21 protein-coding genes are annotated in these 23,935 nt (G+C 64.6%); 11 read left to right on the top strand and 10 right to left on the bottom strand.

Annotation, left to right across the window (positions count from 1 at the left end; translation table 11 throughout):
* Positions 1-300: 300 nt before the first annotated feature.
* From CLV47_RS19705 to CLV47_RS19690, 4 genes are all read left to right on the top strand, one after another.
* Positions 301-588, top strand: a complete 288-nt coding sequence (locus CLV47_RS19705; RefSeq protein WP_106350842.1) for a type II toxin-antitoxin system Phd/YefM family antitoxin — start codon at positions 301-303, stop codon at positions 586-588.
* 3 nt (positions 589-591) lie between these two features.
* The gene (locus CLV47_RS19700) at positions 592-873 is read left to right on the top strand and encodes a type II toxin-antitoxin system RelE family toxin (RefSeq protein ID WP_106350840.1); all 282 of its coding nucleotides are present in this window, start codon (positions 592-594) and stop codon (positions 871-873) included.
* Between the two features lie 348 nt (positions 874-1,221).
* Complete coding sequence (locus CLV47_RS22160) at positions 1,222-1,392, top strand: hypothetical protein (protein WP_170111175.1); 171 nt, start codon at positions 1,222-1,224, stop codon at positions 1,390-1,392.
* A 215-nt stretch (positions 1,393-1,607) separates the two neighbouring features.
* Positions 1,608-2,117 carry a hypothetical protein gene (locus CLV47_RS19690; RefSeq protein ID WP_146135461.1) on the top strand — a complete coding sequence of 170 codons (510 nt, stop codon included), beginning with the start codon at positions 1,608-1,610 and terminating at the stop codon, positions 2,115-2,117.
* Here CLV47_RS19690 and CLV47_RS19685 read toward each other — a convergent pair.
* Positions 2,080-2,454 carry a hypothetical protein gene (locus tag CLV47_RS19685; protein WP_146135460.1) on the bottom strand — a complete coding sequence of 125 codons (375 nt, stop codon included), beginning with the start codon at positions 2,452-2,454 and terminating at the stop codon, positions 2,080-2,082. The genes CLV47_RS19690 and CLV47_RS19685 overlap by 38 nt on opposite strands.
* A 144-nt stretch (positions 2,455-2,598) precedes the next feature.
* On the opposite strand from CLV47_RS19685, the gene mobF reads away from it, so the two are divergent.
* The 4 genes from mobF to CLV47_RS19665 all read left to right on the top strand — a co-directional run bounded on the left by mobF (position 2,599) and on the right by CLV47_RS19665 (position 10,281).
* Positions 2,599-6,066, top strand: a complete 3,468-nt coding sequence (gene mobF, locus CLV47_RS19680) for a MobF family relaxase (protein WP_106350836.1) — start codon at positions 2,599-2,601, stop codon at positions 6,064-6,066.
* Between the two features lie 183 nt (positions 6,067-6,249).
* Positions 6,250-7,587: an SIR2 family protein gene (locus tag CLV47_RS19675; protein ID WP_106350835.1), complete on the top strand. Its 1,338-nt coding sequence runs from the start codon at positions 6,250-6,252 to the stop codon at positions 7,585-7,587.
* Complete coding sequence (locus tag CLV47_RS19670; protein ID WP_106350834.1) at positions 7,584-8,153, top strand: hypothetical protein; 570 nt, start codon at positions 7,584-7,586, stop codon at positions 8,151-8,153. The genes CLV47_RS19675 and CLV47_RS19670 overlap by 4 nt, the downstream gene beginning before the upstream one ends.
* Positions 8,140-10,281, top strand: coding sequence for an ATP-binding protein (locus CLV47_RS19665; protein WP_106350833.1), 2,142 nt, complete (start codon positions 8,140-8,142; stop codon positions 10,279-10,281). Before CLV47_RS19670 ends, CLV47_RS19665 begins: the two co-directional genes overlap by 14 nt.
* 73 nt (positions 10,282-10,354) lie before the next feature.
* Here CLV47_RS19665 and CLV47_RS19660 read toward each other — a convergent pair whose 3' ends face one another.
* The 9 genes from CLV47_RS19660 to CLV47_RS19620 all read right to left on the bottom strand — a co-directional run bounded on the left by CLV47_RS19660 (position 10,355) and on the right by CLV47_RS19620 (position 21,570).
* Positions 10,355-11,158, bottom strand: coding sequence for a DUF2971 domain-containing protein (locus CLV47_RS19660; protein ID WP_170111173.1), 804 nt, complete (start codon positions 11,156-11,158; stop codon positions 10,355-10,357).
* Between the two features lie 272 nt (positions 11,159-11,430).
* Positions 11,431-12,045 carry a hypothetical protein gene (locus CLV47_RS19655; protein ID WP_106350831.1) on the bottom strand — a complete coding sequence of 205 codons (615 nt, stop codon included), beginning with the start codon at positions 12,043-12,045 and terminating at the stop codon, positions 11,431-11,433.
* Positions 12,042-14,021, bottom strand: a complete 1,980-nt coding sequence (locus CLV47_RS19650; RefSeq protein ID WP_106350830.1) for a type IV secretory system conjugative DNA transfer family protein — start codon at positions 14,019-14,021, stop codon at positions 12,042-12,044. Before CLV47_RS19650 ends, CLV47_RS19655 begins: the two co-directional genes overlap by 4 nt.
* Positions 14,022-14,027: 6 nt before the next feature.
* Entirely contained in the window at positions 14,028-15,575 is a 1,548-nt protein-coding gene (locus CLV47_RS19645; RefSeq protein WP_106350829.1) for an ATP-binding protein, read from the bottom strand.
* The gene (locus CLV47_RS19640) at positions 15,572-17,116 is read right to left on the bottom strand and encodes an SCO6880 family protein (protein ID WP_106350828.1); all 1,545 of its coding nucleotides are present in this window, start codon (positions 17,114-17,116) and stop codon (positions 15,572-15,574) included. Before CLV47_RS19640 ends, CLV47_RS19645 begins: the two co-directional genes overlap by 4 nt.
* 3 nt (positions 17,117-17,119) lie before the next feature.
* Positions 17,120-19,606, bottom strand: a complete 2,487-nt coding sequence (locus CLV47_RS19635) for a TrbL/VirB6 family protein (RefSeq protein WP_106350827.1) — start codon at positions 19,604-19,606, stop codon at positions 17,120-17,122.
* 4 nt (positions 19,607-19,610) lie between these two features.
* Positions 19,611-20,267, bottom strand: coding sequence for a hypothetical protein (locus CLV47_RS19630; RefSeq protein ID WP_106350826.1), 657 nt, complete (start codon positions 20,265-20,267; stop codon positions 19,611-19,613).
* A 10-nt stretch (positions 20,268-20,277) separates the two neighbouring features.
* Positions 20,278-20,601, bottom strand: a complete 324-nt coding sequence (locus CLV47_RS19625; protein WP_106350825.1) for a hypothetical protein — start codon at positions 20,599-20,601, stop codon at positions 20,278-20,280.
* A 12-nt stretch (positions 20,602-20,613) separates the two neighbouring features.
* Positions 20,614-21,570, bottom strand: coding sequence for a hypothetical protein (locus CLV47_RS19620; RefSeq protein WP_106350824.1), 957 nt, complete (start codon positions 21,568-21,570; stop codon positions 20,614-20,616).
* Positions 21,571-21,803: 233 nt separating this feature from the next.
* Here CLV47_RS19620 and CLV47_RS19615 point away from each other — a divergent pair, with 233 nt between their 5' ends.
* The 3 genes from CLV47_RS19615 to CLV47_RS19605 are packed head-to-tail and all read left to right on the top strand — an operon-like array spanning position 21,804 to position 23,838.
* Positions 21,804-22,205, top strand: a complete 402-nt coding sequence (locus CLV47_RS19615) for a helix-turn-helix domain-containing protein (protein WP_146135459.1) — start codon at positions 21,804-21,806, stop codon at positions 22,203-22,205.
* Between the two features lie 2 nt (positions 22,206-22,207).
* Positions 22,208-23,260 (top strand): transglycosylase SLT domain-containing protein, encoded by a 1,053-nt coding sequence (locus tag CLV47_RS19610; RefSeq protein WP_170111172.1) that lies wholly within the window; start codon positions 22,208-22,210, stop codon positions 23,258-23,260.
* Entirely contained in the window at positions 23,257-23,838 is a 582-nt protein-coding gene (locus tag CLV47_RS19605) for a hypothetical protein (protein ID WP_106350821.1), read from the top strand. The genes CLV47_RS19610 and CLV47_RS19605 overlap by 4 nt, the downstream gene beginning before the upstream one ends.
* The last annotated feature ends 97 nt before the right edge of the window (positions 23,839-23,935 follow it).

The following is a 23,935-nucleotide window of genomic DNA, read 5'->3' as shown; positions in this document are numbered from 1 at the left end:
ACGCAGCGCCGCGGTCACACTATCGACACCGACGACGCGGACCTGATTGCGGTGGCAGCAGACTTCGGGCTGCGCGTGTTCTAACTTCATGCCCGTGAGGCGCGGGGCATGCCTGGCTGTATGCCAGATGCGTAGTGCGGAGCGAGGATGCGTCCGCATCGATGCGACTTCCGCTGAGAGGCGAAAGCGTGCTACTAGTCATGTTAGCCAGAATGGACGATTGTTTTACTTGACGTAACGTCGATTATCGGCTAATTATTAGGCTAGTCAAAGGCCAGATATGAGGCTACTATGGAGCGCATGCACACGGTATCGCTCAGTGAAGCCAAAGACAAGCTCAGTGCGTTCGTCGATGACGCCGAACGCACTCAAGAGATCTACCGCATCACTCGTCATGGCCACGCCTCGGCCGTGATTGTCTCGGCCGACTACCTCGACGCGCTGCACGAGACGCTGGAGCTGCTCTCGCAGCCGGATGTGATCGCGGAGCTACGCGAGTCTGAGGCCGACTTCGCCGCCGGCCGCGTCGTCTCCGGTGACGAACTGCGCGCCGAGTACGGCTTGCCCAGTCGCGAAGCCCATAGCTAGTCAATGGCCGAACCGACTGACCCGTGGCACGTCGAGATCTCCAAGACTGCGCAACGATCGCTGCGGACACTGCCGCACAAATTCGCTGCGGCGATCGTCGAGTTCATCACCGGGCCACTGGCCGAGAACCCTTACCGGCTCTCGAAGCCTCTGCACGCCGAACTGGCCGCGTGGCGATCGGCGCGGCGCGGCGACTACCGCGTCATCTTGCAGATCGACGACGACAGACACCTGGTGCGGGTCGGGCGAATCGAGCACCGCGCCACCGCTTACAAACCGCGATAACGGTAGACCATGCGCAGATCGTCCCAACAGCGTTGGGAGGATTGCCGTGGAGCCACATTCGGTGCCTGTTGGACAAACTCGACAACCAGAACCAGCGCGACCGGTACGGCGCCGAGGCCGCCGAGCACAGTTGGGCCGCTGAGCGTCCTCGAGCACCAGATCAACACGGACCTACGCGGCCGCGCGGCGTGGCGGCACTTCACTCGCCGACGCACTCCCCGACGACACCGAGGAGTGATCCGATGGGGCTGGGAAAGGAATCGGAGACGCCCGGCAGCAACACGCGGCAGCGTTCTGTCAGTACGGCGTGAGAGGGTGCGCGATAAGCAACGGAAGGATGTGGGCGCGATGAGCTTCGAAGATAGCGGCGAGGTCAGCCCGTTAGCGATCCTGGCATTGATCGGTTTGGTGATGGCCGCGGTGGTGTGGCTGGTGCGCGGAGTCATGCGCGGCCGGCCGGCGGCAATCATCATCTTCGCTTTGATCGCGGTACCGGCCGTTCAGATTGCCGTTCGATGAAATCTCCTTGCGACGACCCAGGATCAGGATGGACCTTGGTATCTGGCACGCCTCCACATGGGGCGTATTGCTTTGATACTGGGTTGCAATTTCGTCGCCGCTAGCACTCGCGGGCGAGGCGGTGATGTTTTACGTGCTCAGCTCGGGCGGCGCGAGGGACACGAGGCGCTCACGCACGAGAACGCGCAAGAATCAGACACGCGGCGGCGACGTGAGTGAGTAGGCAGTTGCCGCTACCGCTGATGCCGGCTATTCCGCCGGTTCGGCGCGAGGAGATCAGCGATGAGGTCAATGCGCGCTTCTGGACGCATGTGGTGCGCACGCCAGCATGCTGGTTTTGGGTCGGTGCGATCGCGGCAGACGGATACGGCACGTTCAACTACGCGCGAGCTGACGGTTCACGACGCACGTTGGGAACGCACCGCGCGGCGTTCGAGATCGCGCATCCCGAGTTAGAGGTATACCCGGACGTACTGATGCACGGATGTAATGAGCGGTCGTGTGTGCGCGTCGAGATCGGACACGTTCTGGGCGGGACCTCAGCGTTGAATAACCGGTACGCCGTCGCAACCGGGCGACACCGCGGGCCGCGGCCTGGGATGAATGACCCGCGCGGGGCGCGGGCACGTTCCGTCGCTATCCGTGATGCGCTCCGCACCGGCTACGACCCGGTGCGATTGGCCATCGCTATGACGGTCCGTGATCCTGGCCCGGTGCTGTTCTAGTCCCCGGTTGGTGGTTGCTTCCGGACGCTGGTGTGCCCGACTCCTTGCGCGGTTTCCGCGGTGTGCGAACTTTGCTGGCGGCTGTCAGTTTACTGACCGATGAGTCTACAAACGAGGCGAGCTCGGCAAGGTTCATTAGCTCGTTAGCGCCGCTGATTGCGGCGGCAAGGTCCGTGTCGGTCTGTTTCAGGTGCTCCTGCGCTGCGGCGCGATCGGTCAGACGCTGGCCGACCAACGCGGCGGCTTCGGCGCGCGCTTGAATCCGTTTGCGATCGGCTTGCTCAACGCGCTTCTTGATCTCTTCAACATTCACTGTGCGATCTTCCCTCTCACTCATCCCGCTACTTTCATTCGCCTGACACTAATCGCTACGCACACCACATATGCATGCACTTGCTGTTCGGTGCTTCAAACGTGAAATCTTTTGGGCTATGGTATCCCTACGGGATACGACGATACCGGCTACGCCGCACGAGGTGACATGAGCGCAATCACGACCATCGGGTCTGACCCCGCCCAGGTGGAGTACCGCCTGACGGGCGGCCATGGTTGTGGTGGCCCGAGCGCGGCGGAAGGCCAGTTTTCCTACCACGCTGACGGTGGCGAGCGGCCGTTGCGGTGGATCGGGTCAGGGCTCGCTGCGCATGGTCTCGTCGACGGCGCGACATTCACAGACGAGGATTTAGATAAGGCTCGGGCGCTTATGCGCGGAGCGAGCCCGGCGACCGGTGAGCAGCTGGTGGAGCCGAAAGTTGGCATCTACGCGGACGCGAAAGTGAGTGTCGCTCCCCTGCTCGCGGCAGGCGCCGCGGCTGTCTCAGCTGGCGCCCAGATCGAACAGGAACAAGACCGGAAATTGTGGGCGCGCCTGACCACTGCGCCGTCGATGCAGCGGCGGTCGGCGACGATCCGCGCGGACGAAGCCGGTCGCGTCGCAGCAGCCTTCGGCCTGGACGCGGACGCAGTATGGGGCGACGGCGTATTCGCTAACGCGTACGCGAACCTGACTGAGACCGTGCAGCGAGAAGCCGACGGCCAGGTGCGCGACGTGGTGCAGCCTCGGCGGCAGGTCATTGGTAACGCCGGGTACGACGCGACGTTCACGCTGCCGAAATCGACAAGCGTGCTGATGGCGTTCGCCGACGGCGAGCAGGCCGCGCGGGTCGAGGACACGCTGTACGAGCAGGTCTCGCGGTCGATGAGATGGTACGAGCAGACGACCGCGTACGCGATGCGCGGCAAGCACGGCGGCGTCGATAAGGCCGGCGAGCCGCGGCGCGCGACGGTGGTGAAAGGTGACGGCTTCGCCGGCTGGGTGATGGTGCACCGCGCCGCCCGACCGACCGACGGGCGCATGATCGGCGACCCGCATTGGCACGCACACGTGAGCATCGCGAACATGACGAAAGCGGACGGAAAATACGGCACCGTCGCCGCCGGCGGCCGGGACCTGATACGGCACCTGCCAGCCGCGGACGCGCTCTACCAGGCACTGGTGCGTCGCGAGATGGCGACCCGTTTCGGGGTGCAGTACGCGCGCAGCGAACGCACCCGCCAGTGGGAGATCGTCGGCATACCGGACGCGACCATCAGGCTGTTCTCGAAACGGTCCGACGAGGTCGGCGTGATGCTGCGATCGATGGGAATGGACGAGCAGACGGTGTCCGCGGCCGCGCACCGGTTCGCGGCACAGCGCAGCGCGGCGGCGAAGACGGATCAGGCATACGCGACCGATGCGACACTGCAAGAGGCGTGGCAGAGCGAGGCGCAGGCCGCAGGCCATGACACGCTCCAGATCACGCACGATGCGTTCAGCGGCGAGGTCAGCGCCGAGCAGCAGCTACGCGGCAGCGAGCTGCTGGCGTACGTCATCGAACAGGTCACCCGCGAGGATTATGGGGTCACGAGTCACCAGCGCCGCTTTAGCCGCGCGGAACTAATCGCGAAGGTCGCGGACGCGCTGCCCGGTGGCGTGAGTAGCGCGCAGGAACTTGAACAGATGGTGACACGGGTGCAGCAAGATCCGCGACTCGTAGCGATGCCGCACCCGGTCGAGGGGCACGGCAGTGGCGAGAAGGTGGTGCGGCACGGCGCGCACATGGCGAACGCGGAAACCTTCACGACCGGCGATGTCATTGCCGCTGAGCGTGCGGTACTCGCAGCCGCGAAGGACGGCAGCGTGGTGTCGCGTGCCGTGGTCGAGCGTGACACGCTGCAGATGGCCATCGGTACGGTCGAGGCGCTACAGGACTACGCCCTCAGCACCGAACAGCGTGACGCGTTGGAGTACATCACCACCTCGCCTCGGCGGGTGTGCGCGGTGCAGGGAGCACCCGGCACCGGGAAGACCACGCTGCTGCGTGCGATGCGCGTCGCGATGGAGGCACAAGGGCTGACGGTCCGCGGCGCGGCCACCGCCGCCGTCGCCGCGCAGAACCTGCGCATCGAGAGCGGGATTGAGTCGAGCACCGTCGCATCGCTGGTGTTCGCGGCGACCGAGACGGGTGTGAACCGGTTGAGCGGCGTGGACGTGCTCGTGATCGACGAGGCCAACTTGACTGAGGACCGATCCCGGGCGCGGATCTACCAGATGGCGAAGGAAGCGGGCACCCGAATCGTGGAGGTCGGTGACAGTCACCAGCTGCGCGGCGTGGGCGTCGGGTCGATGTTCGCCGCGGTGCACGCCGAAAGTGGCGGACCGCAGCTGGTGGACAACCGCCGGCAACGGCGAGAGGTCGAACGGTCGGCCGTCGCAGCCTGGCGTGAAGGCCGGCACGCGGACGCGATGGCATCGTGGGCCGGGCAGGGCCGCGTGGTTACTCACGAGGAGGCGATCGAGTCCCGCGGCGCGATGCTCGCGCAGTGGAACCGGCAACGCGCAGGAGCCCCAAGCGCGTATAGCGAACTGCGTGGCGTGCTGATGATCGCCAGCACCAACGTACAGATCGACGCGCTGAATCGTGGCGCGCAAGCGGTCCGGTACGCCGCCGGTGAACTGGGCGAAGGACGCGAGTACACGACATACGGCGGCACTGATCCGATCATGCTGCATGTCGGTGATCAGGTAGCGATGCGGATGAATGACTGGCTCGAGAGGTTGAGTACCGGCGATCCAGTACTCAATGGCTACCGCGGTGTCATTGATGACCTCGGGGAGGATGGATCGGTGAGAGTCAGCTGGCAGCAACCAGCTGATGACGGCGGTATGCAGACCGCGCACGCGGTACTTGCCCGGGAGTATGTGGAAAAGGACGGGCTCCAGCTCGGTTACGCCTTGACCGCGCACCGGGCTGAAGGCCTCACGATCAAAGAAACGTGGACCGCACCTGACGGCGAACAGCGCGGCGGGGCTGTTCTGGTCGCGGCCGCCGGAGGCGATGCCGCGACCTTGCACGTCGCGACCAGCCGGCACCGCGAGAACGTCTGGATCTACTCCTCCCGCGCCGAAGTCGAGGACCTCACCCGAGATCATGAAAGAGGCGTGCCATTGACCGACGAGGAACGGATCGATCGCGTCATAGATGCGATCGCAGACCGGGCGGAGGCATCACTCGAGCGCAACAACGACGTGCCAGTGCTGCAGACGACCGGCGAATACGCCCCAAGCCAGTACGAGCGCGCCGAGATGCAGCCAGAATCGGGATGGCAGGACCTGCTCGACGAGATCGCCCCTGGCTTGAGCGGGGAGGCCGAATGGCCGAAACTGCAGGACACGCTTACTCAGCTCGACGCGCGCGAGATAGATGTGCCGGGCGCGGTACGGGCCGCCGCCGACATCAAGCAGCTGCCCGAAGGCCGGGCTGCAGCAGTCCTTCGTCAACGCCTGATCCGGCAGTACCCCGAAGCCGGGGTGCAGCGGAGTCAGTCAGCTGGAGGCAAGACGCGGCGGCCGAAGAGCGAGCGCGTCTCTAGTCGCGGGCCGGAGCGGTCACGAGGACTGCAACGCTGACGGGTAGTTGCCGACGATCATCAACGCTGCTCACGCGGCTGGTCGCCGATACGCCCAGGCCCAGCGTCACTCCGCCCATAAAGACGCTTGGCTCGACGAGCCAGTTGCTTGCAGGACCGCCATAATGCGCAGCGAAGCGAAGGCATAGTCACCGCTGGCGCTAGCTACCTCTAGCATCGGCGTATGCAGCATTGCCCGTCTCCGATCTCGACCGGCGTTCCGCCGTATGCGGTCGCGTTGGCCAATCGAGCTGATTTGGCAAGCAAACTCGTGATCTACGCAGGCGCAGGCATCAGCCTGTCCCAGCCGACCAACCTCCCGACGGGTGCGGAGTTGGCTGCGCGGATCCATATGCAGCTCAAGGGCGTGTTCCCCGTTATCGTCCCCATTGAGTCGCGGGATCTTGTCGCCGTTGCGGATGCTGTCGCGACTCTGCCGGGCGGCGAGGAGGCGCTGCGTCAGACTTCTGCCAAGTCGGCGGACTTCAAGACTGCAAGGCCTGGATACGCGCACAAGGTCTTGGCGCATCTGATGCTCGAAGGTGCGATTGACGTCATCACCACGAACTGGGACAACTGCATTGAGCGCGGAGCCGGCGAAGAGCTGTTGCCGGTGGTGACTAACGACCATGACCTCGCTGACGTAACCCCGCCGTGGGTCCTGAAGGTTCACGGCTGCGCCTCCAGGCCGGATTCGCTGCTCGTGACGAGTAGAAGCCTCGACAACCCGCCGACGTGGGTGCGAGAGCAAACTCATGCGCGACTTGGCCGTGCTGTGGTGGTCTTCATCGGCATCGGAGACGTTGCGGGGTACGTGAAGCGGCGCATCGAGGAAGCCATCCATGAAGTCGGCTCCGTCGGAAATATCCGGATCGTTGCTCCCGACATAGAAGCGAACTGGGAAGACTCTCAGTGGAAGACAGTCGTGCCGAACCTCCACGGCGACCACAAGATCCCAGCCAACGCCGACTTGTTCATGGAGCAGCTCGCCGCGGCGTACATCACCGGCAGGCTGGCGGACCACAGCGTCACCTTGTCCTCCGCCGAAGTGCTAGCCACCTACCTTGAGGCGGCCAAGAAGGGACTGCTGGAATCCGACTCATTGACAGTCCTTCAATGGGCCCGGTCGGTCGACATCAACCCGCAGGTCGGTGAGCCGGTACTTAAGAGCTCTGAGTTGGGCAAGGTCCTGATTGCGTTGGGTCATCTTGCGGGCGATTCGGCTCGGCTCAACCACAACCACATTTTCGAAACGGCTCAGGGGCCCGTCGAGGTATTGATCTCGACACAAACGGAGTCGCCGCGGCGTCTTATCGATGCAGCCAAAAACCGGCTGCATGACCACGCCAGTCGTGGCGAGCCACATCCGCTGTTCGTTGTCGCCGGTGGGGTGGGCCCGATTCCAAAGCCAGACTCTCTACCTGACAGCATCGTTGGCGAGGCAAGTGACTTGGACATCGTTGATGGTCCTCTTGCTCTGGTGCCTGACGTTCGGCACGCCGATGAGGTGATTGCTTCGTGAAGAGTGATTCACCGTCTACTCGCTCGGACGACGAGCTCCTCCGCATCGTCGAGGCAGTTCTGTCAGAGCAGGGGTTCCACGTCGAGACCGTGAGCGAGGGCATTGACCTGGTCTTAGCGGAGAACAGTTACTTCGTCGTGGCTGCAGCGGCGATGAACACCATCCGTGACTTGATCCTCGCTGAACCCGTCGCCTTTGAGGCTCTCGCACAGCGCGTTAAGTCAGCGGCTCTTGGCCCGAAGAGATGGGACACGTACCTAGTCCTGCTGACCCAGGAGAAGTCTGCGGAAGACGACGGCGTCACCCGAGACTTGTTCGCGATCAACTACGACACGTCACAATTACGCCGCATCGCGCATACCGGCGTAGATCCGACCTCGGAGGCGGTCAGCCACGCCCTTGCTCCATTCGTTGAGCCGGCGACCTCCTCGACGACGGCTGCCGTACAGCCTGACGCGCTCCACTCACTGCTGGATGCTCTTATCTCCCGTGGCGTCGACAGAGAACTGACTCAGCGTGCCATTACCGCTTTCGGACAAGGAGCAACGCTCGATGACGTCCTTTGAGCCCATTATCGACCGGCTGCGTGTCGAAGCTTTCCGGGGTTTTCGCGATGCTCGTGAATTCGACCTGTCGGCGACAGCAGTAGTCATCACCGGACCGAACGGAACCGGCAAGACAAGCTTCTTCGACGCGTTGCAGTGGGGACTGCTCGGTAGCCTTGACCGACTCGAAAGCCTGCGCGCGCGACGCAATGTCGAATACGTTGTGAACCAGTACCGGCTAGGACGCAAGGCTTCCGTCGAGATCGACCTCAATCTTCCGTCAGGGCGTGTAACCCTAAGACGTATCGGCGACCAGGGAGGCAGCACTCTCGAACTTCGCCGGATGGGCGAAACCTCGCTGTTCGGCGACGATGCCGAAGAGGAACTGCGGAGAAATCTGCTGCCCCGTACGGAGCAGACGCTCGAGTCTGCATTGACCACGTCGGGTCTCATGCAGCAAGACGTCATGCGTCGCGTTCTTGAAGCGAAGCCTGATGACCGGTACCGGCAGCTGAGTACCGTCCTTGGACTTAGAGTTCTTGAAGACTTCGAAGACGCCATAAGGTCAGTGGCGAAGCAGGCGTCCGAGCGCGAGAAGAACGCTCGAGTTGAGCGCGGCAGACTTGCTGCCGCTTTGAAGCAAGCGCAGGATCGTTCCGAAGCCGCACAGACGCGGCTGGCTACTCGGCCCCAAGTTGCAGCTGTACGCGAAGAGACACTCGGTATCTTGGCTGCCGCTCCCCTAGGCATCTCTCTCAGCACGAGCCAAGTGGCTCTCGAAGGACCCGACGATGTTCGTCTCGCGGCGACAGCCTTCGGACACGCAGCCGATATCGTCGAATCCGCGCGGACCCTGACCAGGCAGGCGGCCCAACTGCGTGGAGATCTGGGCGAGGGCCCGACTGAGGAACAGGTCAGCGACCTCCAGGCTGAGGTGACACGAGCGGAGGGTGCAAGAGACGCCGCCGAAGGTTCGCGCGCGGCAATGCAAGAGCAGTTGAACGCAGCGCAGCGCACCGCCGCCGATGTGGCTCAGCTTGCCGCCCTAGCCGTGCCGATGCTGTCGGACGACTGCCCCGTTTGCGGGCAGCGCATCGACCGCGACCACGTGGAGCGTCAGTTGCGTGAGCGAGCAGAGGCGACCGGAACCATCCTCGAACTGCAGCAGGGTTTCGACGCGCTGGCAGCAGAACATAATCGCGCTGCAGCGGCTGCGGACGCGGCTCGCGACGCCCTTGCCGCAGCAGAGCAGCAGAGTGGTCGCTGGCAGCAGGTCCGCCGCGCTGATTCTGCGGCCGCCACAGCTGTCGAAAGTCTCGCCGAGGACATCAAGGTCGCAAAGTTCGACCGGTACGACGTGGAATCGTTCGTCGATAGCGTAGGTCCTGCGTTGGAGTACTTCCGCCGTGCTCGACGGGCGCTGCATGATCTCCTGGAAACATTTGACAGACAGTCGGACCAAGGGGCTGTAGACCGCGCCGCCGCGGAGGTCCGCAGCTTGGAAACCGCGCTCGCCTCGGCAGAGGAGCAACTGGACGCAGAGTCGGCGCGATCCGAGAAGCTCCAGGCATTGTCTGAGAAGACGATCAATGCTCGAGTCGAGATCACTGAGGCTCGACTGCGCTCAATCCAGCCGCTGGTCACGAATATCTTCCAGCGCCTTGACCCTCATCCGGCGTTCAAGACCGTCGAGTTCGAGCTGGACACCTACTACCGGAAGGGGACGACGAGCCCTCTGGTCATCGACCCTGTCGAGAATGTCTCGGCAGATCCACTCCTGATCTTCTCCACGTCGCAGTCCAATATCGTCGCGTTGTCCTACTTCATTGCGATGAGCCTGTCTTCCGAAGACCGAGGTCTGCCGTTCCTACTGCTGGATGACCCGGTTCAGTCGATGGACGACGTGAACGTGCTCGGCTTCGCCGACTTGTGTCGGCACCTCCGGCTCCGTCGTCAACTCATCGTGTCGACGCACGAACGTCGTTTTGCGAGCCTACTCAAACGTAAGCTAGCACCGCGATCGGAAGGCTCACGTACGAAGATCATCGAGTTCAAGGGCTGGGACCGCAGCGGTCCTACCGTTGACGAGCGCTTCGTCGAGGCACAGCTGCTCGAAGACCCGATCCGGCTGGTTCACCTGGCTGGTTGAGCGGCGTTGCAAGAGCAAGACACCGGATATCCGGATGGGCTCGCTTCACCTCTTGGCAGGGAGTCACTCCATCTCAGCGCAGCGACACTTTCGATTGCCTCACTGACGCCGAGCGCAGCCCATTAGCGTTGAGGAACGCTTTCACTGCTTCTTTGTTTCCCTTGTGTAGGAGTGGACCGAGGCGGACCCCAGTGATGGCGAGGGGATGAACGAAGTCCCGCTCGCGCGCATCATCTGTGGACGGCGATGGGACTACTCGTCGCAACGCATAAGCATCTGACGCGCCAGCGTTGACGAGATGAACATGCCCGGCAATCCCGTAGGTACCAGCTCGATACCCCACGTGCTGGCCAAACCACATGAACCGCGCCACCACACGCACCTCTTGCTCTCCTTTAAATCCGGGGGTTTTGAGGAGATGTGCGATCAAGGCGAGTTCGTCCGAGGTCTCCTGATCCAGGACCTCTGCTCCGTATTCCTTTTCCTCGTCATCATCGATCTCATCGATGCGCGCAATTTCGCTTTTGGTGTAGCTAGCGAGCGCAGACATGGCAATGTCTAGGTCGTTCTTCTTATACAGCACGTGGTGCCACGGAGCGACGGTCACGAATTCAGTCGCCTTCCCAAACGGCCTGCCGCCTGCCGCGTCCTCTTGGTGGGCGAGTGACACGACATTGAGCGGCACTGACGCGTCGAGCTCGATCGCGTAGCCGCGGCCGGTGTCGGCGTAAAGGCGCCACTGGTTGGCGTCGTCTCTTGCAGTCGTGCCGCTCAGTACGAACACCTGGTGCTTGGGGTCTCTGCGTGAGCGTTTGATGGATCGGCGAAGGTACTTGGTTTCGCGGCTGCCATGCTGCTTTGACAGCCATCGTTTCACGGCATCCCACCCACGCTCAACTTCGGCAAGGTCGTTGAGACTCGAAGCTTCTGACGCTCTGATCTGACACGAGGTCACGATGCCCAGAAGGCCCTCCGACGACGTGTAGTGATACGCCGAGCCATCGAACGGTCGCAGGCCTGAATCTCGTCCAATTCCATACACATTGTGATCATCCCAGACCGCTTACGAAACTCTCGATCGTCGAGGGTCCGCGACACTCAAGCCCTCATCTGAGGTGAGTGTTGGGAAACGATGCCTGCTCTACAGCTCTAGTGGCGAGCTGGAGTAGTCGCGGGAACCGCAGCCTTGACGGCGGGACTGTGTCCCGCCGTCACGTCATCGGCGAATAGCTGCTGACGATCATCGGCGGCTGCGGTCGTTGCCATGGCGCGACTCTCCCCTGGCCATGGGGCGTGCCTGCCCTTGGTGCACTGTGTTGCGCTCTCGGTACCCATGCGCTGGGTGAGCCTGTCGACAAACCGCGGCATTGACCATTGGTGCCACTCCTCCGCCGGCATGGGTGACGCGTCGCGGAATGCCACCCACCGGGCCATGGCCAGCGTCGCCAGTTCGGTGACCAACCAAGGATGCTGCGGCCAGCAGGCGGGCACCTGCTCGGCCGGCCGCCAGCCGTACGTGTGATTGACCCACAGGGCGACGTCATCGAGCCACAGCCAGTACTCCTGACGGACCTGTGGCGGCAGCTCGGCCGGGTCCCACGGGCGCGGTAGATCGACGACCTTGCAGCTGAAAGCGTCGTCGGCGCCGATTTCCGCCTGCTCCTGTTCCTCCGGGTCGGGCGATTTCGCCTGATCCAGCAGAAGCATGATGTACCGGACATCCTTCGGTGGTTCGGGAAAGCGGCCCAAGATGCGTTCGGTCATTCGCTTGTCCTGACTATTCCGCGTGCGCGGGATTCCGCGACGGCGCCCTGGGTCTGGGCCAGCAATGAGGCCGGGGTCGACGGGGGCGTGTTCTGTGGTGTGCTCCGGATGCCGGCGGCGGAGGCCAGCAGCTCCTTACCTGCAGATCCGCGCACCAGCAGGCGGAACCTGCTGATCGCGGGACGGCAACGGCCCGCCAGCACAATCGCGTGATTCTGTGGCAGCGTCAGCAGATCGTGCGGCTCGATCACGGCCTTATCCTCACGGGTGAGCTGCATAGACTGACGCGACCCGCGCATGCCCAGGTCATGCTGAGTCGAGGCGCGCGAGACTTCGACGGTGCCGATCAGGTCCGACAGTTCCTTGTTATAGCGGGAGTCTTTCGACCCGCCGAAAATGCACCATACGTTCGTGGTGGCGCTCAGGGCACGCGCGACGTTCTCCCCGTAGCGGGTCGCTAGCTGCGCGTAGCCTTGCGCGGCATACAGCACGCACAGGCCGCGGCCGCGGCCATCGGCCACCCGTTGCGGCAGCGTCGGGATGGGCGCGGTGTTCGGCAGCTCGTCGATAGCGGCAAGGAATGGCGGAGCCAAGCGACGGTACGCCGAGCGGTCGGCGGCGCTCTCGACACGGTCGAGAATGTCTTCGATTACCGCCGTCAAAAGCGGCGTGACACTTGAGTATTCGTCGTCCTTACCGATGACGAGGATCGGCACGGCTGCGGCGATCGCGGCGTCCAGGTCGGTCGCCGCGCCGTGTTCTGTGGGCGTGCACCGTGCCACGACGTCGTGATGCTGAAACACCGACAATGCCTGCCGCACGGTGGTCCAGGTATTACCCACGGTCCGGTCGTCGCCACCACGCGTCGAGCCGGCTAAAAGGTCCGCCCAGGTCCGCTCGGCATGCGGATGCTGGCGCAAGATTTCTTCCGCCTCGGTCGGTGCCCCGGTCGACCCTGTCGCGGACCACGACACCACATCCTCAATGGTGCGGCCGCTGAGCGCGGCAGCATGTAAAAGCCCGGCGATGACCGTCGATGCCTGCTGCATGTAGAACCGGGCAGCGTCATCGGCATGCCCGCCGCGGGTGACAGTCCCTGCGGCGAAGGCACGCGCCCGTCGTTCGGCAAGGTGCGAGTTGACGCAACCGGCGACCGGATCCCATACCAGCGGAGCGATACCTGCCGACTGGCCGAGCGGATCAAAGATGACCGGGGCCGCGGATGCATCATCAATCGTGGCCGCTGCCAGGTAGATATCGGCCAGCTTCGTCGTCGCGAACAGGCGTCCACCCGGCGCGGCGGCGAACGCGGGCAGCAGCATCGCCAGCGTCTTACCGCTGCCGGGTGGGCCCAGCACCATCGCCGCCTGATCCAGCGGCGCCCACAAGTCAACCCCGCGCGGGATCACCGCCCGGCCAAGGCTGTACGCCACCGGTCGAGGTGAGCGCTTGGGGCGGCTAGGTCGAGATGCGCCCTCCTCGACTGGCGCCGGACCGGCGGCCGGTGGCTCGAAAAGATCGGGCCGCAGCTCACGCGCTTTACTGGCGCGGCGACCTTTCCACAATGCCGCCGGGCCGTACGCCTTGGATAGTTCAGAGGTGGTCGCCATGCCCGGATAGGTGCGAAAGTACGAGACCAGCCATACCGCTGCGACGGTGAGTGCGGCGCCTAGCACCACGAACAGCAGCACCGCGATAATGGCCACCTGCGAGACGGATGCAGGCGACGGGTGCGGCGATGCGCCGGGGCCGGTGAACCACTCCCCCATCGGTCGGCCGGTGATCGCGCGACCGATCCACGTCACGCCGGCCGGAAACCGCCACCGGCCGGCGGATAGGCCCGAGGACAGCCACACCGCGACCGACGCCGACGCCCAGGCCGCCACCACCGCGGCGATCAGCACTCCGATGGCCGCGAGCTGACGCGTCCCGGGATCGGACGAACGGCGGCCCGACGACAACATGACGCGTCGCATCGGTGATCACACTCCCGCGAACAAGTCCGCGGACGGTACGTCCGCGAGTGAGTGGTAGTCGGCGACCATCGCCGCGTCAGAGTTGACCAGGTCCCATTCCGCGGACGGCTTGGGCACGAAATGGTCGATCATGTAGGGCTCGTTACGGATCTGCCACAGCGCGCAGCCTTGTTGCAGCTGCGGTAGAAACTGTGACTGCGCGTCGCTGAGGTCCAGCAGCCGCGCGGTCGCGTCGATCGCGTCCGCGCGTTGCCGGTACACGATCCGGGTCGAGCAGTCACCGAGTAGATCCATCGCGTAGCCGCGGGACTCCGCGCCACCGAGTTCAAGGTCGGTAATGCGGTGTGTGATCAACACTGTCGAGCCCCCGTTCTTGCGGGAAAGGCGCTGCCCGGCGTTGATTCGCCCGACCAGCGCGGGGAACCTCATCAGTCGCCACGCCTCGTCGTACACGATGAATCGGCGGGCGACGCGGTGCGCGGCCGCCAGCTCGATCGTGGACTGCGTGCATGCCATCACCAGGGCGATCGACGCGTCACTCGCCTGCACGCGCGAGAGGTCCACCACGGTCGGGGTTGCCACGTCGATCTGGTTATCCTCCCGCTCATCGTCGACCAGGCCGCCGAGGCTCCCTGCGGTGAGCCGGCGCAACGTGAGGTAGATATCGCGCAGTTCTTCTTTGAGCCGTTCGACGGGCATCCCGATCACGTCTGCCATGTGCTCGTCCGGGTCGCGCAGCTGGTCGACGAGCCTGCCGAGGCTCAACGGCTGCAGCCGGGCGATGGCGCCGCCGACCTCGTCCCACCTGCTTGCTGTGGTCAGCGCGGTCTCGATGGCTGTCGACTCAAACGGCGCCAGTTCGCGCTGGCCCGGAAGCAGCGTCCGGACCAGGCTCGCGATCAGTTCCTCCCAATGTGTGCGGACGGTCATCCACCACTGCTCGGGCGCGATGCCGTCCGGCTTTGCCGGCATTGCCAGGGCGTTGAGCCGTTCGAACATCCCCGGTCCCAACCGCAGGACCGTGCCGCCGACCTTCTCGGCGAGGGTGACCCATTCACCTTTCATGTCGGCGGGAACGGCGAAGCTGTGCCCGAATGCGAGGCTTCGTACCAGCAGGCTCATGCTGAGCGATGTTTTCCCGGAGCCGATAGCGCCGGTCTCAATGATTCCCGCGTCCTCCAGTAGTCCCGCGGCATACAGCTGCCACGGGTCGTAACAGAACCGCTGCCGGGAGAATCGGTCTCGGCCGATCAGCGGACCGAGCTGGGGCAGGCCGGCGCCGGCCAGCCATGGATACAGGCCGCATAAGGACCGAGTCGACTCGGTATGGGTGGGGATCCGCAGCGGCAGTGGCACCCGGCCGGCGTACCGGCCGCGGGGGCCAACGCCTGGACGTGGCAGCCACTTCGGCCAGCCAGAGGCTGGCGGCGGGTCAGCGGCCCGGTCCGGATGCAGCGTGCGCAGCAGCTCGACGCGGCGACTCGGCGAGGTAGCGTCGTTCGGGTCCAGCAGCGGTGAGTCGAGGACGGGTGCGTTCCCGGCGCGCCGGCTCATGACGGGATCCTCGCCAGTGGCAAGGCGCCACAGAACATGGCTTGGTCTTGCTCGACGTACCAGATCTGGCCCTCCAGGGATGCCTTGTTCATCGTGCTGGTGATGCTCGACCCGGCAGCGAGCAGTTTGCCTTCATCACTAGCCGTGCAGGTCACCAGACCGGTGACATTCCACGAGGAGTAACCGTCGACGAGCTCGACCTCACGGCGGTCAACGTCGGCTTCCTCTCGCTGGTCGCGGCGACGACGGCGACGTTTCGCCTTCTCATCCATCTGCCGTTTCGCGTCTTGGGTCGAGGCCTGCAAATCGATCGCGCGTTGCGCCTTACGCCCGGCCAGCGGCGTCAACGTCAGCGATACGGTGTGCCAACAGTTCGCCTCGAGTAGCAGCGGCTGCAGAAAACCTACCGGCACTCCCTCCTTCGCGCGGGGCCATTCGGTCACCCACCAGCTGCGGGTCAGGTAGCCGTCGTGTGCGTAGTAGGACATCGCGGCCTCAGCACGCATCGGGCCGCACATCTCCGGCGCGACACCCGAGGGCAGGCCGTCATCACCGCCGGCCTGGTCCCCGAGCCCGCCGCCGCGGCGGGCGATCATCGACGAGGAGTCCGGGTCAAACGCGCGCCGCACCACGGCGGCGACCCCACGTTCCGGGAGCCAGCCCAGCACACTCAAGCCCGCGTCGCGCAAATCAGTCGCGGCCTGGTTCATCCACTCCCACAGCAACGTGACGGCGCCATATTCGCGGCCACCGTTTGTTTTCACCTGGGAGCGGACCGCGCGGTTCGCTGAGGGGTCGATCCTGATCGCGATATAGCTCTCGTGCGTCCACCCGCCGCGAGTGTCGCGGTTCAGCGCCTCGGAGTAGATCTGGTCCGCGAACTCGTTCACCGAGTCCACCCGCCGCGTCCGCCAGGTCCGGTGCACCTCATCACCATCATCGGGCAGCACCACGGTCAGAAACTGGACCGCGACGATGGGCGAGTCTGGCTGAGCCATCCCATCGAGCCACCGCTGCAGCGCGCGGGCACGGGCCGCGCGCTCGTGCGTACTCAGCAAAGAAAACGTGTCGCCGGCGACCTGCAACACGCCGGTCACCGTGCCGTCCTGGCTATCGCGGGCAACGCCGACGCTTTCCCCGGCACCGACGTCGAACGATTCGAACGAGATGGTCGACAAAGACCCCGGCAACGCTGATCCGGGCAAGTCGCTCGCGCGTGCGTAGGCTGCTCGCGCGGGACCTCCGCGATACGTACGGGCACGGGCGAGCCGGAGCACTCCCTCCCCCACCAACGAGGGAATGTAGTCCGCGAACGGACGACCAAAGTGGCGCACGTACGCGCCCGCGGCAACAACGGTGGCCAGGACGAGCAGCCCCATCCGCACCGGACCGGGCACATCCTGAGTCGCGATCGTGATCAGCGCGACCGCGGCACCCATCAGCACGAGCTGAGGAACGCTCAACCCGAACACTAGGCCCGTGCTGCGGCGTTTCGCGAAAATCACGCGGAGTTCGGATCCTTCAGACTGTGACGTCGTCATGACCTACCACCTTCCGTTAGGGGGAGCTGGGCCGAGCGGCGGCTGCGGCGCCTGCTCGGCTGTTCCAGGCGCTGAGGAACCGCCCGACGGCAGCGGGGTGACCGGTGGTGTGGGCGGTCGCGCGGTCCGGGCCGCTGCGTCCCGTGGCGAGGATTGGTCCGGAACTTGCGGCGAGATCTGCGGATCGCCGCCCGAGTCCGACGCCACCGCGGAGGAGGCCCCCGGCGACGAGGAGGCTCGCGTTTGCTGGGCCTCGGACGACTCGGCTGCGCCCGTAGGGTTCGACGGCTCGTGAGCAGAATCCGCGCCGCCAACGTCCTGAGCTGGACTGGGCGGCTGCGCCGGTGACGAGCCGCGGGAGGCTGACGATGATCCGCCGCCCCTGAATCCTGCGGCAGCGACCGAGGCCGCAGAGGCGAGAGCGGGAGTCATAGATCCTTGGCCCCCGCCGTGGACGCCCCCCGCGCTGCTCACCGCGTCGCCTGCCGCTTTTGCCGCAGCCCCAACCAGTCGAGCTGCACCGCCAGCAGCACCGCCGGCCATCGCCGCCGCGCCGCCCCTCGCGGTGGCACCTTTCGCGCCCACTGAGGCGCCCGGCGCGTTTCGGGCAAACGTGCTCATGCCATACCCGCCCGCAGCGCCGGCCAGGCCCGAGCCAATCGCCGAGGAGCCGCGGCCGGTGAACGAGCCACCCAGCTGGCCGCTGCCTATCGCGCTACCGACCAGCGAGAACAACTTCACTAGCCCCGGCGGCAACACTGCGGCCATGATCAGTACGACGACGCCGCCGATGAAGTCAGACAGCCCGTCGCCATTGCCAATGAGGTTCATCGACACTGCGAACACCAGCACCGTCATCGGCTTCACCAGCAGGACCAGCCATAGGGCATTCAAGGCCCGCGGTGTCCATTTACGGGTGGCTTCCCACCCGGCCAGGCCCGCGGCCTGCAGGATGATCACGGTGATCGCGAGCAGTATCCATACGTTCCGGAAGAAGAACTGGACCCAGATGATGACTGCGGCGATGGTGCCGAAGACGGCGAAGATCGCCACCAACAACACGCCCGAGATCTGGCCGGCGCCGGTCAACTTCTCGATCATCATGTTCTTGAACTGAGTCATCACTGCGGCGGTCCCCTGGCCGCCGGCGATGAAATCCGAGATCGCGTCCGTCACTTCTATGAGCACGGCGACGGCGGTGAGCCCCAACGCGGCGAACACCGCGAACTTCAGCAGACCCACGAAGGAGATCAGGATGTCACCCAAGCGCAGCCGGATCGCTGACAGGATCACCGAGCCGAGGAACAGGATCATCACGAGGTAGAACGCGAGGGTGAGCAGCTGAGACCACAGCGGCGTCAGAGCCGAGTTGGTGAGGTCGGCCACCGAGAACGAGCTGGCCTCGGCGGCCTTCGGTATCAGTTCCAGGCTGGCCACGAACGCCTTCGCCGTCCAGTTCGCGATACAGGTGTCACCCTGGTCGGAGACACACTTGATGATGTCGGCGGCCACTTCGACGATCTTGTACGCCAGCCAGACGGCACCGGCGGCGACGTGATACCCGACGTCGACAATCGCCACCGGCACGGTGGTGATCAACGTGAGGACGGCGGTGAAGGCCTTCGCCATGCCGCCGATGAAGCCGCTCTGGTCATCCAGCGTTAGCGATGACGCCAACTGCCGGATGGTGTAGGCCGTGACGAGATTCCACGCCTTGCAGGTATCGATCGCGTCTTGGTTGCCGGCGCCGGGCTTGCTGCAGTCGAGGAAGGACGCATACCCACACAGCGAGACGCCCGCGCTGCCGTCGCCGTCGCACAGATTGGAGAAGTCGCTCTTGATCCCGAGTGTGCCAGCCCACGCATCCCAGCCCGCGTTCACCTCGTTGTTCGTCGGTGCCGGGTACGGGTCGGTCGCTTTCTTGACGCCACCGGGCCAGCTCGTCGCATGCTGTTCGATGTACTTCACCGACTGCGCATCGGGCTTGCTGATGAAGTCGAAGCCCATCATCGAGTCCGGGTTCGGCGTGCCGAATGTCGCTAGATCGCTGGCGCAGCCTGACTGTAGCGTCTCGGCAAACGGTTCCGGGCTCATCGGCACCGGAGAGACGACACCTGGCGGACCCTTGATTGGATCCTTGTATGGGTTGCGGTAATCGAACTGCGGTGGATCCTCCCCGGACTTCTTCATCGACCAGAACAACAAGCCCCCGGCGTGTGCCGCGAAATCGAGCAGATACTGCCCGGCCGCGAAGCCGCTCCCCTGCTCGCCGGTGATATCCGACGTGCACGGCTTATCGGCGTAGCTGGATGTGTTCTCCGCCGATCCCCACACGAACTTCTTCAAATAGTCCGGGAACTGGTCGGGATACGACGGATTCGCCGCATCGATCGCCTGCGGCGGCGGTGCTGCGTGCGCCACCACCGGGGCCCCCACCGTCAGCGCCACAATGAGCGCGGCGAGGACGAGGAGGCGACGGCGAGAGCGCATCTGGCTAGTCCTTCGCCGACAAGCCAATAAGTGGACCGATGACCGGCCTCAGGCCGTACTGGTCGACAAGGTCAAGCACGGAGTCGATTTGCTCCCACGTCGAGTCCAGGATCTTCCAGTCCTTGTTCTCCCACACGACGGAGTATGTAACCAACGCCGTGGTGAGTCCGGAGGATGCGTCGTCTGTCGCGCCGGAAATAACGCGCACCGTGCCTTTATCGGCGGTCATGTCACTCGAACCCACCCATGTCGGGAAGGTAAAGGAACCCGCGTTGTTCTTGCTGAACACCTTCCCCGGCTTTGCTTTGTCCGAGATCGTGACCGCCCGCGCGTCAGGATCACCGGCCATCTGCGGCGTGTACGTATTGAGGCGGACCCAGTTCACGGCGGCCGCTTCCGCGCCCGCCGCATCATGGGTATAACCCAGCGGAATATTGTTCTTCACGTACGACGGGCCGTGTGGCGTGCCGTCGATCCCGTATTTTTTGTTCTGCGCGGAAAGGTCATCGTTCGGGTTGTGACTATCTGCGGCCGAGGCTTTGGCCGAGCCGGGCCACAGATAGTGCCCGCCGACTACACCGGCCGCTGCCGCCAGAACCACGGCGGCGACGGTGATGATGCGGATCGTGCGGCGCCGGGAGCGTTCCAGTCCTGTAGTCATCGCGATGTCCTCACGCGGTGGCGAACCAGTCGTAACCCGACAGCACCGTCGTGCGAGACAGCGCCACCACAATGCCGATCACAAAGCCACCGACGACGCCTCCGACACCGAGTGCCTTGGCGTGGTGAAACCCGATCCGCGGGCCGGCCACCGCGATCACGATGCCCAAGATCACCGAGATCACCGCGATATAGAGCGCATACACCGCGAGGTTGTTCATGAGTTTTGCCAGGCCGGTGAGGCCGGGCGCATCCTTACCCTGCGTGGGATCTAGCGGTGGCACGATATCGTCCGCGATGACGGTCGAGTACAGCCGCTGAGCAATGAGAAGCATGGGGATCTCCTTCTATCGGGTGAGGGTGGCGCATGCGGCCACCACGCGACCAGCGGCGGTCACCTGGTGGTTTTTCGGAGTTAGTGCTGCCGCTGACGGCACCAATCCCGAGTCAAACGGGAACTTGACTCGGCCGGCGGTCTGGTCGGCCGCCGACGCGGCGGCCGACGCGACATCGGCACCGACTCGCGGCAGTAGGTGGGAGACGGTGAGGACTGCCAGTCGCGTCAGATCGTGATCCACACCCTCGGCGACCTGGCGCAGGTGGGCAGCGCACCGGCGTAGTTCGGCGGCATCGGCACGGCTTGCCCAGACAACTAGTGGCGCTACTTCGAGCGGGATCAGCCGTAAGTACTCGCCCACGGCCTCCGGCCCTGGCGGTAACTCGACGATCACCAGAGTGCGCGACGAGCGTGCAATTCCCTGCGCGACATGTCCGGCCACCCGCGGTCGCGGCACGACCCAGCCTGTCGCCGACCCGACGACCAGCGGCCCTTCGGTCTCGCGCGCCCACTGCTCGGCCTGCTGCTCCAGCCACGCGCCGGGCGGGTCGTGCTGCACAGCTGACCACGGGTGGACCGCTACCCCCAATCGGTCAGCGGCACCGGGCATATCTACGTCGTGCGCATCGACGATGGCTACCGACTGACCCGCATTCACCGCGGCCGCTGCAGCACTGGACGCAACGGTCGATGATCCGGCAGCGTGTGCGGACGAACCGATGATCACCAGCCTGGTCTGATCCCAGCCATCCGCGAGCCGGTCGGCAATCACGGCGTTACGTGCCTTGTCCGTGCCGGATCGTAGAAGGTCCCGTATCGGTGTTTTTCTACGATCCGGCGACGATTGATCAGCGACTACCGGCGACAGTGCGGCAGGAGATGACCGACGCAGATTCGCCGCGGACACGCGGCGTAGATCGACCGCTTTCGCGCCCCAGCGAGATCCGATAGAGCGATTGGCGGTCATTGCGCTCCCTCTCAGTCGGCGACGGGGATGTGCGTGGTCTATGCCTATCACGTGCAGGTGACAAGCACGTTCTGTACTCCACCTTACGGGAAACGCACCTAAAAATGCAATGTATTGCGCAACGCGTATTGAACTTATATTGTTCATAGGAGTCTTACTATCGCCGTGTATTGATCACGGCCTGACAGAATGGCGGCGTGCGCGTGCCGGTGAAAGGATTTCGACCCGCCGCAATGAGACGTGCCCGCAAGAAGCGCGGCTGGACGCAGGAGACACTCGCGGTACGCGCCGGCATCAACCGCGTCACGCTTGGAGAATACGAGAATGGTCGGCTTAGCCCCCAGCCGCGCCGGGTCGCCCAAATAGCGAAAGCGCTGGAGATGCCGGTGCGCAGTCTCATTGCCATCGACCACCGCGCGGCAAGCCTCGCGGACTACCGCGGGCGGTCAGGGCTATCGCAAACTGACGCCGCCGCACAGCTCGGCATCAGCAGCACCAAATGGGGAGCACTCGAACGGGGCGCACAAGCGCCGACGGACGAGGAATGGGCACGGATTGCGAACATCACCGGGGAGAACGAGCAACGCCTGCGTGCCGCGTGGAAACGCACGCGGCGGCGCATCCACGGCGTCTGATCATGGTCAAAATCCTCGCCGGCGCGGCCGCGATTCCTATCGCGATCGTCATCGCGATCGCGATCGTGTTCATGATCTTTTTCGCGGGCGATCCGCAGCAAACCCCCGCGGCCGCAACTAGCTGCACGCCCGCAGCCGGCGGCGGCCTTCGGCCGGGATCCGTGCCGAACGGCTGGGACGCTGACATCCTGGCCGCGGCCAGTAGCGCCGGCATCGACCCGGCGATACTCGCCGCGCAACTCGAAGCCGAGTCGGGCTGGGACGCTAACGCGACCTCTGGAGCAGGCGCACAAGGCCTGGCGCAATTCATGCCGGGGACGTGGCAGGCCTACGGGCAAGGTGACCCGTTCGACCCGCACGCTGCTATTGCCGCGCAAGGCGTCTACATGAAGACCCTCAAAGACAGCGTCGCGGCCATTGCGCAATCCACCGGCGCGGACGCCGTACACCTCGCGTTGGCTGCATATAACGCGGGTCCCGGCGCGGTCGAGAAATACCAAGGCGTCCCGCCGTACAACGAAACCCAGAAGTACGTCACGAAAATCGCAGACCTCGCCCAGTCGAAATTCCGCGCGGACTGCCAACCCGCCGGAGCAGCGCCAGCACCGCAACCGGACGGCGGAGCCTGGACGCACCCGCTACCAGGCAGTGTCCTGACATCCCCCTACGGGCCCCGATGGGGCGTTCTACACGCCGGGATCGACCTCTCCACGCCAGGACATGCCGGCACCGAAGTCGCTATCACCGCCATGACCATCACCTGGGCCGGATGCAAGAGCGACGGGTACGGATGCAGCGTTGTCGGTGTCGCAAACGACGGCAGCGGCTACATGTTCCGCTACGGACACATGGCCGAAGGCACCGTCGCGGTAGCGACTGGCCAGCAGGTCGGCGCGGGCACTGCCCTCGGCACCGAAGGTGCCACCGGCGACGTCACCGGCAGGCACCTGCACCTGGAGATTTACAACGCTGGCGTACCCCAGAATGGCTATGCCAGTAGCGGGTTCTCCACCGACCCGATTCCCATCCTGATCGCGCATGGAGTGAGCGTATGAGACGACGTACATCCATCCTGCTCGGCGTTATCGTCGCGGGGATCATCACTGTCGCCGGGTGCGCGTCCGCACCTGCAGACAACCACTCGACCACGCCAACGCAACCCGCCAAGAGCACAGGCGTGAGCGCGAAGGTGAGCGACGCTCTAGCCCTGGTCGACAGGAGTGATCCGGTGGACGTCGGGCGCGTCTTCTCTGAAATCTCTTGCACCTGGGATCCGGCGATCGACGCCACGGAGACGGCCGCGGTACTGCGCGGCGCTGACTTGATGACTCCCGAACTGGCCGCCCAGACCGTGGAACCCCTGAGATCGGCATCTCAAGCGATCTTCATCCAGGCCTCAGAGGTCGGGGCCATAAGCAGCGCGGCCGCGGTACAACGCGCCGACATCCACGACGGACCATCGGACACCAGTGACACCAAATACCTCGCCTACCAAGTCACCTGGACCTGGGCAACGCCCACTGGTTCAGACGTTGCCGTTGACGACCCCCGCACGCGCACGACCTACCTCATACTCGTCCGACAGCCCGACCAGACGTGGCTCGTCAGCTCCTACAACAGCGTCGACCAATGACATCCGCGAGGAGACGCTAACGGGCGGCCACAGAACGAAGACACTCGGCGCGCTACGGCGTGTCGAACCTATCGGTACCAGTACAACGGCGTAGCGT

Source organism: Antricoccus suffuscus (assembly GCF_003003235.1).
Lineage (GTDB): Bacteria > Actinomycetota > Actinomycetes > Mycobacteriales > Antricoccaceae > Antricoccus > Antricoccus suffuscus.
Note: the sequence above shows the minus strand (reverse complement) of the source record. Positions and strands in the feature narration are given on the sequence as shown.